Origin of the sequence: Burkholderia sp. Ac-20392, assembly GCF_017104585.1 — a bacterium.
Taxonomy (GTDB): Bacteria; Pseudomonadota; Gammaproteobacteria; order Burkholderiales; family Burkholderiaceae; genus Burkholderia; species Burkholderia lata.
In genome coordinates this window covers 1-10945 of the sequence record NZ_JAAGPB010000292.1, presented here as the reverse complement: position 1 = coordinate 10945, position 10945 = coordinate 1, and the positions used below count along the sequence as shown (strand labels likewise).

The window sequence follows — 10945 nt, the reverse complement described above, 5'->3', positions numbered from 1 at the left end:
GATCCCCGGCGACCGCGAACACCTGCAGGTGCATCTGCGTCTGACCGACGGGTCGCCGCTGACGATCGACATTCATCCGATGTCGACGGTGCCGCTGTCGGGCTGGCTGCCGGTCGTGCTCGTGCTGCAGCTCGCGGTGCTGGCCGCATGCTGCTGGCTCGCGGTGCGGCTCGCGACGCGGCCGCTCAAGCAGCTCGCGCAGGCCGCCGATGCACTCGGCCCCGACCTGAAGGGCGAGCGGCTGAACGAGGGCGGGCCGTCGGAAGTCGCGCGCGCCGCCCGGGCGTTCAACGCGATGCAGGATCGCATCGCGCAATACATGGCCGAGCGCATGCAGATCCTCGCATCGATTTCGCACGACCTGCAGACGCCGATCACGCGGATGCGCTTGCGCGCCGACATGATGGACGACGACGCGCAGGGCGCGAAGCTGCGCCAGGATCTGCTCGAGATGGAGCATCTGGTGAAGGAGGGCGTCGCGTACGCGCGGACGCTGCACGGCACCGAGGAGGCCGCACGCCGCATCGATCTCGATGCGCTGCTCGACAGCATCGTGTGCGACTACACCGATGCGGGACAGGACGTTGTGCTGCACAGCCGCGCGCCGCTCGCGCTCGTCACGCGGCCGAAGGCGCTGCGGCGCATCGTCGGCAACCTCGTCGACAACGCGCTGAAGTTCGCGGGGGCGGCCGAGATCGACGTGCATGCCGCGCCGGACGGCGGCGCGGTGATCGCCGTGCTCGACCGCGGGCCCGGCATTCCGGACGATCAGCTCGACGCGGTGTTCGAGCCGTTCCGGCGCGTGGAGACGTCGCGCAACCGCGAGACGGGCGGCACGGGGCTCGGCCTCGCGATCGCGCGGCAGCTCGCGCTCGCAATGGGCGGCACGCTCACGCTGAACAATCGGACGGACGGTGGCGGGCTCGAGGCGCGGCTCACGTTGAGGAATGCGGGGTGATGGGGTGCATCAGCGGCGCGGTTTCAGGTTGGTGCTGAAACCGACGTTGACGTTAAGGCTGCGGTTTGCAACGTCACGCGCGTTGCAGATGCGCGTCGACGAGCGGTGCGAGCGTCTCCGCATGCACGGCCGCGAGATCGTGCCGGCCGCCATGCAGGACATGCAGCCGCGCATCGGGCAGCCGTTCGAGCAGGCGCCGGCCGGCCGCGATGGGGCTGATCGGATCGTTGTCGCCCCACAGCAGGAGTGTCGGCTGCGCGATGCGGCCGATATCCCGCGACAGGTCCGCCCGGAACGTCAGGAACCAGTCGGGAAGCTGCGGGTTGGCTTCCGCGAAACCGGTGCGCCAGTCCTGCGCACCGAGCCCAGCCATGTCGAGTCCGCCGGACGTGACCGTCAGCACGAGGTGCGTGATCAGTTCGGGCTTGTCGAGCGCGGCGCGCATCGCGATCACGCCCCCCATCGATTGCGCGATCACGGCGGTCGGCCGGTCGATCGTTTCCAGAACATGACGCACGAGACTGTCGAAATCGTCGACGGCCGGATCGCGCGGTGTGTCGCCGAAGCCCGGATAGCCGATGATCCGGCGCTCGGCCGGATGCTTCAGCAGATTGGCCAGCGGTTGCCAGAAGGCGGTGCTGCCCGATGCGCCGGGCAGGAAGATCAGTTGCGACGGAGCGGGCATGGCGGTTCGATTTCCCGGTGAATGAAGTGAAGCGGAAGGGTGAGCGGGGTGAGCCGCGCGCGTCAGCACCGGCCGGTGCGCAATGCGACGGTCCAGTCGTCGCGCCCGCGCGATGCGGCGGTGGCGGCCGCCGTGTGCCAGTCGTATTCGACCGCATGGAATTCGACGTTCCAGCCGGCCGCCGTGCGCGACACCATCGCATAGCGCGCATGCGGCGAGCCCGTCTCGATGCGATGCGGATGCGGCAGGTCGTCCGTGTACGCCTGCAGCCCGACGCTGCCCGGGTTGACGATCAGCCGGCCGTCGTCGAGCCTGGCCGTCCGCGGGATATGCGTGTGGCCGCACAGGATCAGCGACGCCGGTTCGTCGCCCGCGCGCTGTGCGATTTCATCGGGCGTGGCCGCGCGGCAGCCGTCGGGCGTGACCGTTTCGAGGAAATAGACGAGGTCGCTGTCGGGCGTGCCGTGCACCATCAGCACGTCGTCGCCGAGCGTCATGCGCTCGGGCAGCGCGGCGATCCAGTCGAGATGATCGGCGCGCAGCGTGTCGTGCGCCCAGCGATCCGACAGCCGCATCGATTCGCGATCGCCGGTGAGCAGTTGCCGTTCGTGATTGCCCTTGATGGTCGGCAGGTCGAGCGCGATCAGGCGGTCGGCCGTTTCGGGCGGATGGAGCGCGCCGGACAGGATGTCGCCGAGATTGACGATCACGTCGGCGCCGCGGCGGCGGACGTCGTCGAGCACCGCGTCGAGTGCGGCGAGGTTGCCGTGGATGTCGGACAGCGCGGCGATTTTCATGGCGGATCGTCGAGAAGGGGAACGGCGATTGTCGCCAATTCGGCACAGGCCGTCCAACGGCGTGCGTAGGCGAAGAAGCTGTGAGCGGTGGTACGTGAAGCCGCGGGTCGCGCGTCAGTCGGTCGCGAGGCGCGCGTACATCGCGAAATCGCCCGGCGTGCCGCGCACCATCTTGTAGGCGCGCAACAGCCCTTCATAGCGATAGCCGCACTTCTGCAGCACGCGCGCGGAGCCTTCGTTGCTGGTCAGCACGACGGCCTGCATGCGCACGAAGCCCTCAGCGAACGCCCATTCGGTGACGGCCTCGCACAGCGCGCTCGCGATCCCGCGCCCCCAGTGCGACGGCGCGAGATCGTATGCGATCTCCGCCGAGCGGTTCACGGTCGATACCGTATGCAGGCCGATCGTTCCGGCAAGCGCGCCCGATGCGTCGTCGATCACGGCGAGCCGCCGGACCGAGTCGGGGTCCGTCGATTCGATGGTGTCGAACAGCGGCAGCAGATCGTCGGGCGAGCGCAGGTTCCAGCTCGTGTGGCGGAATACGTCGGGGTTCGTCAGGTACGCGTACCACGCGTCGAGGTCGGCGCGTTCGATCTGGCGGAGTGACAGGCCGGCAAAGCCGGAGGAGGGCGGTGCAGCGATTTTCATCGGAATCGGCTCCTATGCCGCATGACGCCGGTACAGCGCCAGCGACCCGGCGAGCGCGAGCAGCATCGCGCCGCAGGTGCGTTCGAGCCACAGCGCCCCCGCGCGCTTCAGCAGCCGCACCGCGCGCGCGCCGAGCAACGCGTAACCGAACATCACGACCCCGTCGAGCAGCGCGAACGTGACCGCGAGCGCGACGTATTGCGGCGCGAGCGGCGCGGACGGATCGAGGAACTGCGGCAGGAAGGCGGAGAAGAACAGATAGCCCTTCGGGTTCGTCACCGCCGTGAGGAAACTCTTCGCGAAGATCGACGCGTTGTGCCGGGAAGACGCAGCGCCACCATCCGCGACGGCGACGTCGAGCGCCCCCTTCGACATCAGCAGCCGGATCCCGACGTACGCGAGATACGCGGCGCCGAGCCACTTCACCACCGAGAACCAGAACGCCGACGCCATCAACAGCGCGCCGAGGCCGAGCGCGACCGCGACGATCAGCACGAAGTCGGACAGCATCGCGCCCGCGAAGCCGTAGGCTGCACGGCGCACGCCGTAGCGCGAGCCATTGGTCAGCGCGAGCAGCACGGTCGGGCCGGGTGTCGCGATACCGACGAACGCAACGGCGGCGAAGATCAGCAGGGTCGTTTCATGCATGAAGGCACTCCCGATGGATGGCGCGCGTTCGATTATCGGTTGCGCCCACCCGGGCTGTACAGGTGCGACGCGCTGCGCACAGGGCGGTCCGCTCGACTATCTCAATTTTGGCAAGAAACTGTTTTCATTATTCCGCTTTCGATCGGAACCGGTTCCATCTACCATGGCGGCCGCAGTGGGCATGCCCGCCGCGTCGTCGCGCGCGGACGCGCCGGCCTCGCACCGCCGGCCGATCTCGCCGCCCGCGCGCTACTCGCAACTGACAGCCAGAACAACGGGTTCACCGCCCGGAGACACGACAATCATGAACAAGCAACTGATCGCAGCCCCGCTGCTGCTCTCGCTCGCAGGCATCGCCGCCGCGCAAAGCTCCGTCACGCTGTACGGCATCGTCGATGCGGGCGTCACCTATCGCAGCAACGAACGGGTCGGCTCCGCGGGCGCGTACACCGGCCATTCGAGCGTCGGGCTCACGACCGGCAACCTGTCCGGCAGCCGCTGGGGCATCAAGGGTTCCGAGGATCTCGGCGGCGGGATGCGCGCGCTGTTCGTCCTCGAGAACGGCTTCGACATCACGAACGGCACGTCGGGGCAGGGCGGCCGCCAGTTCGGCCGCCAGGCGTTCGTCGGCCTCGGCAGCGACCGCTACGGCACGGTCACGCTCGGCCGCCAGTACACGTCGCTCGACGATTTCGTGAGCCCGGTCGGCCCGTCGTCGTACATCGGCGGCTTCGGCGCGCACCCGGGCGACATCGACGACCTCGACCAGACCGCGCGTGTCGACAGCTCGATCAAGTACACGAGCGCCAACTACTCGGGCTTCACGTTCGGCGCGCTGTACGGCTTCGGCAGCCAGCCGGGCAGCATGAAGCAGCGCAACACGTGGAGCGTCGGCGCGGCGTATGCGGCGGGCCCGCTGCGCGTCGGCGTCGGCTACGAACGGTCGGACAACAGCAAGACGGGCGCGACGGACCCGACGGCCGGCAAGTGGCAGAGCACCGACGACGGGCTGTTCAACTCGTCGATCAACGAAGGCTACGCGAGCGCGCAATCGCAGCAGATCATCGCGACGGGCGCGACCTACGACTTCGGTTCGGCCGTCGTCGGCGTGAACTACAGCAACGTGCAGTACCGCAGCGGCGGCCAGTCGCTGTTCACGGGCCACGCGACGTTCAACGTCGCGGGTGTGTTCACGCGCTGGAACGTGCGCCCGCAGACGCAACTGTTCGCGGGCTACAGTTACACGCGCGGCAGCGATGTCGACGGCGTGGACGACCGCGCGCAGTATCACAACGTCACGCTCGGCGCCGTCTACGACCTGTCGAAGCGCACCAGCGTGTACCTGCTCGGCGCGTACCAGCACGCATCGGGCATGACGCTCGACGCGCTCGGCCGGCCGGTGGCCGCAACCGCGTCCGTCTCGGACAAGGCGAACGGCCACTCGTCGGATTCGCGCTCGCAGGCCATCGTCAGCCTCGGCCTGCGCCAGAAGTTCTGACGCATCTATATCGTTGCGGACGCAACGTTGCCCGCAGCCGATGCCGGCAGCGTTGCACCCATGCTCCTATACTGTCGCCTCCTTTCCTGGAGGAGACGACATGACCCGAACGCATTCCGCGAGCTGTCTGTGCGGAACCGTCACCGTGACGCTGCGTGGCGAGCCGGCGGCGCGCGCGAACTGCCATTGCGCGACCTGCCGCGATTTCTACGGCACGCCGGTGCTGTCGGCGACTGCGTGGGCACCCGAGCAGGTGGCCGTCGAAGGCGCTAGCGCGACGTTCCCGCATCCGGCGAAGTCGATGTCGCGCACGTACTGCGCGTCGTGCGGCGAGATCGTGTTCGGCACCAACCGGCTCGGCATGCGCGTCGTGCCGAACAGCCTGGCCGCGCGTGCGCATGGCGGGCAGTTGCCCGGCGACCTGCAGCCGACGATGCACCTGTTCTACCGGCACCGCGTGATCGACGTCGTCGACGCGCTGCCGAAATTCCTCGACGGCTGGGACGGCCCGACGCTCGACGACGCGAGCTGAACGATCGCCGCCGCGTGCCGGCATGGCCGGCGCGCGGTCGTTTGGTGTTCTCCGCCGTATCCCGCTTTCCTCTCCCTTTCTCCCTTTCTCCCGCCGCATGCCGCATGCCGCTGCGCTGAATCGCACGACGCGATTACGCCGGATATTATTTTTTCTCTTTCATTTCAATTTCGATTTGTAATCATCGAGCCCATTTCCGGGTAATGAAAAAGGCAATGCGGGCATTTCAGAAAAAATGACGCATCCGCATTGAGCGACCCGGAAGAAAATGCCGGGGAAAAGCACCGTAGTCGTGCGGCCGGCAAGCCGTTTCGGCGCGGTGAGCGGGTTTGCCCATCGTTGACGGAAAAGCGCCGGACGGCAAAAAGAACGGAGTGAATAATTCGTGATGACGGCGAATGCGCTTTAGCTGGAATCACCAATATTTCATGTGCCGCGATTTACAGTGTCGACAATTGAACGTTCGGGAGCATTATTCATGTCAATGAAACAAATTCGGGCGGCGTTGCTGGGAATGTGCATGGCAATGCTGGCGCCGGCGAGTCACGCGCAGGTGCAATACTCGACCGACTGGCTCGCGAACACGTACGGCACGCTGGCCCAGCACGTGGGCAATGCAGCGCGCTCGATGTGGGTCGCGCCCGAGGGCGTGATCTACACGTCGTCGCGCTGGGACGAGAACGCGGGCGGCGTCGCGCTCTACCAGAACGGCCAGCCGATGGGCACGATCGGCATCCACGACGAATTCCAGGGCGGCGCGATTACCGGCAACGCGACGTCGATCTTCGTCTCGCTCGGCTACAACCGCAACTTCGGCAGCGGCTCGGTGGGCCGCTACAACCGCAGCACGAACCAGCGCGACCTGCGCATCCCGGTCAGCACGTGGACGGGCCTCCCGAACCCGGACGTGATCACCGGCCTCGCGACGGCCGGCAACCTGCTGTACGCGAGCGATTTCTACGGCAACCGTGTGCGCGTCTATACGACCGACGGTGTCTTGCAGCGCGACATCGGCGTGACCGGGCCCGGCGCGCTGGCGCTCGACGCGGCCGGCAACCTGTGGGTCGCGCGCATGAGCGCGGGCGTGGTCGTGCAGTACAGCGCCACCGGCACGCTGATGAACACGATCCAGATGGCGGCCGGCGCGCGGCCGTCGGCGCTGTATTTCGATGCGTCGACGGGGCAGTTGCTGGTGGGCGACCAGGGCCCGGACATGAACATCAAGATCTACAGCCTCGCCGGGTTGCCGCAGCAGATCGGCACGTTCGGCGTGCAGGGCGGCTATCTCGACACGACCTCGGGCATCAAGGGGCAGGTCGGCGACAAGCGCTTCACGCGCGTGGTCGGCATCGGCAAGGATTCGGGCGGCAACCTGTACGTGCTCAACAACGCGTGGGGCGGCGGCTGGGATCTCGGGCGCAACGGCAGCACCGACCTGCATTCGTACAGCCCGACGGGCGCGCTGCAATGGAAGCTGCAGGCGCTGAACTTCGAGGCGATCGCCGCGCCCGACCCCTCGACCGACGGCGCGTTCTTCTACAGCGGCAACAACGTGTACACGGGCTCGGCGGGCGGCACGTTCGTCGCGAACACGGTCGACCCGTTCACCTATCCGAAGGACCCGCGCCTCGACATGAACGACTACCAGCGCGGCCAGCACTTCGGCCAGCTCGTGACGGTCGGCGGCAACCGGATTCTCGTCGCGTCGGGCCAGAACCCCGGCAACTTCAATTTCTATTACTTCACGCCGGCGACCGGCTATATCGCGAATCCGGCCGGCTCGCTGCCGGGCAAGCCGTTCAACACGTCGCTGCAGGTCACGACCGGTTTCGACATCGATGGCAACGGCGACGTGTGGGCCGGGCTGAACGGCTCCAACGTGATTACCCGTTACCCGATGACGGGCTTCGATGCGACCGGCAAGCCGTCATGGGGCAAGCCGGTGACGACGCCCGTGCCGAGCACCGTGGCGCCGACGACGCGCATCCTCTACCAGGCGGACAGCGACACGATGATCCTCGCGCAGGGCCTCGCGAACAACTGGGACTGGACTGCGATGAACGGGCACATCGAGGTCTATCACGGCTGGAAGAACGGCAACACGACCGCGCCGAACCCGGTGATCAACCTGACCAGCGCGAACCCGAAATCGATCGCGGCGGCCGGCCACTACCTGTTCGTCGGCTACGTGCACACCGTGCCCAACGTCGACGTGTTCGATCTCAACACGGGCGCGCTCGTGACGACGCTGACCAACTCGAACACGTCGGCGATGGACGTCGGCAACGACGTCGACTCGATGTACGGGATCCGCGCGTACCTGCGCTCGACCGGCGAATACGTGATCACGAAGGACAACTACAACGGCACCAGCATGATCGTGTATCGCTGGCATCCGTGAACGCGCAGACAGCGAGGGCAGCGCAAGCCGTGCGGGCCGGATGGCCTGCACGGCGTTCGCATCACGGCGCGCCGAGCACGCGCCCGTTCACGCTGAGCCCGTACATCGAATCGGCCGAATCGTGGAATTTCGCGCGCGTGTCCTGCACCGAGCCCGTGAAGCGCGGGTCCTGCGGACGTTCGTGGCTGTCCATGAAGGTCGCGACGTCCCACGCCTCCTGATCGGTCAGCGTGCCGCCGAGCCCGAGCGGCATGTTGGCCTTGATGAAGCCAGCCGCATTGCGGATGTCGCCCATCCCTGCGCCCCAGTTGAACGAACGCGCGCCCCACAGCGCCGGGAAGACCGCCTTGCCGCCGCTCGACTGCCCCTGGCCGTCCGCGCCGTGGCACAGCGCGCAGTGCTGCGTGTAGACGGCGGCGCCGCGCGCATAGTCGGCCTTCTGCGCGGGCGGCGGCAGTTTCAGGAATCCCTGCCCCGGCAGCTTCGTGCCGACCGGCGCGCCCTTCGCGAGCCAGTACGAATAGGTCTCGAGTGCGACGAGGATCGGGTCGCCGGCCGGCGGCGCCTTGCCGTTCATGCTGTAGCGGAAGCATCCCTGCAGGCGCTCGGCGAATGTGTTCACGTGGCCGTTCTTGCTGCGGTACGCCGGATACAGCAGGTACGCGGCCCACATCGGGCTCGAATCGGGCCGGCGGCCCGCGTCGAGGTGGCAGCTCGCGCAGGTCAGCTTGTTGCCGACGTACTTGCCCGCGAACTCGGGCGTGTGCAGGAAGATCTGCTCGCCGAGCTTCACGGTCTTGCCGAACTCGTCGGCGGGTATCGCGGATTCGGCGGGCGGCGCGAAGGGTTTGGCGGCCGTCGCCGTCACCGTTGCGGCAGGCGCGGGTGCGGAAGCGGCGGCCGGTGCGTCCTGCGGGTCGGCCGCGAACGCGAGCGCGTATTCGCGCCCGAGCCCGCCGCCCGCGCCGGTGATGATGACGGTGCGTCCGTTACAGATTCCCATGTTCATGCCTCTTGGATCGTGAAAGATGGCGCGCTCACAGGCGCTCGATGATCGTGACGTTCGCGAGGCCGCCGCCTTCGCACATCGTCTGCAGCCCGTAGCGGCCGCCCGTGCGCTCCAGCTCGTGCAGCAGCGTCGTCATCAGCCGTGCGCCGGTCGCGCCGAGCGGATGGCCGAGTGCGATGCCGCCGCCGTTCGGGTTGGTCTTCTCATGCGGGAACCGTGTATCGGCGAGCCACGCCTGCGCGACCGATGCGAACGCCTCGTTCATCTCGACGACGTCGATCTGCGACCAGTCGAGGCCGGCCTTCACGAGCGCGGCCTTCGTCGCGGGGATCGGCGCGGTGAGCATCCACAGCGGATCGTCGCCGAGCACGCTCAGGTGGTGAATGCGTGCGCGCGGCGTGAGGCCGTAGCGCTTCAACGCATCCTCCGACACGATCAGCAGCGCGGCGGCCGCATCGCAGGTCTGGCTCGCGACGGCAGCCGTCAGCGAGCCGCCCGGCGTCAGCGGTTCGAGCGTTGCCATCTTTTCGAGCGACGTGTCAGGACGTGGCGTCTCGTCGTGCATCACCCCTTCGAGCGGCACGATTTCCCGCTTGAAATGCCCGGCCTCGATCGCCGCAACCGCACGGCGGTGGCTTTCGAGCGCATAGCGCTCCATCGCATCGCGCGACAGGTTCCAGTGATCGGCGATCCGCTGCGCGGCGACGAACTGCGACACCGGCGCATCGCCGAAGCGCGCGCGCCAGCCGGTGCTGCCCGAGAACGGGTCGTTGAAGCCGAGCGGCGCCGCGCAGGTCATCGCGGACGAGATCGGGATCTGCGTCATCGTCTGCACGCCGCCGGCCACCACCACATCCTGGACACCGCTCATCACCGCCTGCGCGGCGAAATGCACGGCCTGTTGCGACGAACCGCACTGGCGGTCGACCGTCACGCCCGGCACCTGCAGCGGCAGCCCGGCCGCGAGCCAGCAGGTGCGCGCGATGTTGCCCGCGAGCGGGCCGATCGTGTCGACGCAGCCGAACACCACGTCGTCGTATTCATCGGCGGGAATCGCGTTGCGCTCGACCAGCGTCTTCAGCACGAAGCCGCCGAGGTCCGCCGCATGCACGTGTGCGAGCCCGCCCTTGCGGCGGCCGGTCGGCGTGCGCAGCGCGTCGACGATATAGGCTTGTTTCATCAGTTCAATTCCTCGAGGTCGAAGGTCTGCGCGGGGCCGATCGGCAACGCGTCGCCGAGGATCGCGTCGGCCACGCGGGCCTTGTGGAATGTGCTGTCGCCCCAGCTGCCGGAGAGCGCCCAGATGCGTTTCATGAAGATCTGCAGGTCGAGCTCCCACGTGTAGCCGATCGCGCCGTGCACCTGCATCGAGTGGCGTGCGGCGAGCTGTGCGGCCGACGTCGCCGCGAGCTTCGCGTGCGACACGAACACCGCGCGCTGCGGGTGATCGTCGGCGATCGCCTGTGCGGCGCGTGCGACCACCGGCCGCGCGAACTCGTAGCGGATCGCGACATCGGCGAGCAGATGCTTGAGCGCCTGGTACGAGCCGATCGCCTTGCCGAACTGCTTGCGCTGCGCGCTGTAGTCGATCGCGACGTCGAGCACGCGCTGCGTGAGGCCGAGCAACTGCGCGGCGACCGCGAACGCGCCGTGGTCGAGCGCGCGGTTCAGCAGCGGCGCGGCTTCGTCCGCGCTCGCGATGCGGGTGGCGGCCGACGGTTCCCAGTCGAGCGTGAACAGCCGCCGCGACGGGTCGACGCTGTCGACCG

General features: G+C 67.8%; 11 protein-coding genes. 4 read left to right on the top strand and 7 right to left on the bottom strand.

Features of this window, described 5'->3' with window-relative positions:
• A partial coding sequence (locus G3N99_RS26200) for an ATP-binding protein (RefSeq protein WP_206123837.1) occupies positions 1 to 958 on the top strand: 958 nt, incomplete at its 5' end.
• A 73-nt stretch (positions 959 to 1031) separates the two neighbouring features.
• On the opposite strand, the gene G3N99_RS26195 is transcribed toward G3N99_RS26200, so the two are convergent.
• From G3N99_RS26195 to G3N99_RS26180, 4 genes are all read right to left on the bottom strand, one after another.
• Positions 1032 to 1643 (bottom strand): alpha/beta fold hydrolase, encoded by a 612-nt coding sequence (locus G3N99_RS26195; RefSeq protein WP_206123836.1) that lies wholly within the window; start codon positions 1641 to 1643, stop codon positions 1032 to 1034.
• Positions 1644 to 1705: 62 nt separating this feature from the next.
• The gene (locus G3N99_RS26190) at positions 1706 to 2440 is read right to left on the bottom strand and encodes a metallophosphoesterase family protein (RefSeq protein ID WP_174942236.1); all 735 of its coding nucleotides are present in this window, start codon (positions 2438 to 2440) and stop codon (positions 1706 to 1708) included.
• 114 nt (positions 2441 to 2554) lie between these two features.
• Entirely contained in the window at positions 2555 to 3088 is a 534-nt protein-coding gene (locus tag G3N99_RS26185) for a GNAT family protein (RefSeq protein WP_206123835.1), read from the bottom strand.
• A 12-nt stretch (positions 3089 to 3100) separates the two neighbouring features.
• Positions 3101 to 3736 (bottom strand): LysE family translocator, encoded by a 636-nt coding sequence (locus G3N99_RS26180; RefSeq protein ID WP_206123834.1) that lies wholly within the window; start codon positions 3734 to 3736, stop codon positions 3101 to 3103.
• Positions 3737 to 4040: 304 nt separating this feature from the next.
• Here G3N99_RS26180 and G3N99_RS26175 point away from each other — a divergent pair, with 304 nt between their 5' ends.
• The 3 genes from G3N99_RS26175 to G3N99_RS26165 all read left to right on the top strand — a co-directional run bounded on the left by G3N99_RS26175 (position 4041) and on the right by G3N99_RS26165 (position 8167).
• A complete protein-coding gene (locus G3N99_RS26175) occupies positions 4041 to 5234 on the top strand; it encodes a porin (protein WP_011354017.1) in 1194 nt (397 codons plus the stop codon).
• A gap of 100 nt (positions 5235 to 5334) precedes the next feature.
• A complete protein-coding gene (locus tag G3N99_RS26170; RefSeq protein ID WP_206123833.1) occupies positions 5335 to 5766 on the top strand; it encodes a GFA family protein in 432 nt (143 codons plus the stop codon).
• Between the two features lie 478 nt (positions 5767 to 6244).
• A complete protein-coding gene (locus G3N99_RS26165; RefSeq protein ID WP_206123832.1) occupies positions 6245 to 8167 on the top strand; it encodes an SMP-30/gluconolactonase/LRE family protein in 1923 nt (640 codons plus the stop codon).
• Positions 8168 to 8228: 61 nt separating this feature from the next.
• Here the strand turns inward: G3N99_RS26165 and G3N99_RS26160 are convergent, their stop codons facing one another.
• The 3 genes from G3N99_RS26160 to G3N99_RS26150 all read right to left on the bottom strand — a co-directional run.
• Positions 8229 to 9176 carry a c-type cytochrome gene (locus G3N99_RS26160; protein ID WP_241011858.1) on the bottom strand — a complete coding sequence of 316 codons (948 nt, stop codon included), beginning with the start codon at positions 9174 to 9176 and terminating at the stop codon, positions 8229 to 8231.
• A 28-nt stretch (positions 9177 to 9204) separates the two neighbouring features.
• Positions 9205 to 10356, bottom strand: coding sequence for an acetyl-CoA C-acetyltransferase (locus G3N99_RS26155; protein WP_206123831.1), 1152 nt, complete (start codon positions 10354 to 10356; stop codon positions 9205 to 9207).
• On the bottom strand, positions 10356 to 10945 hold a 590-nt coding region (locus tag G3N99_RS26150; RefSeq protein WP_277396443.1), incomplete at its 5' end, for an acyl-CoA dehydrogenase family protein. The genes G3N99_RS26155 and G3N99_RS26150, both read right to left, overlap by 1 nt.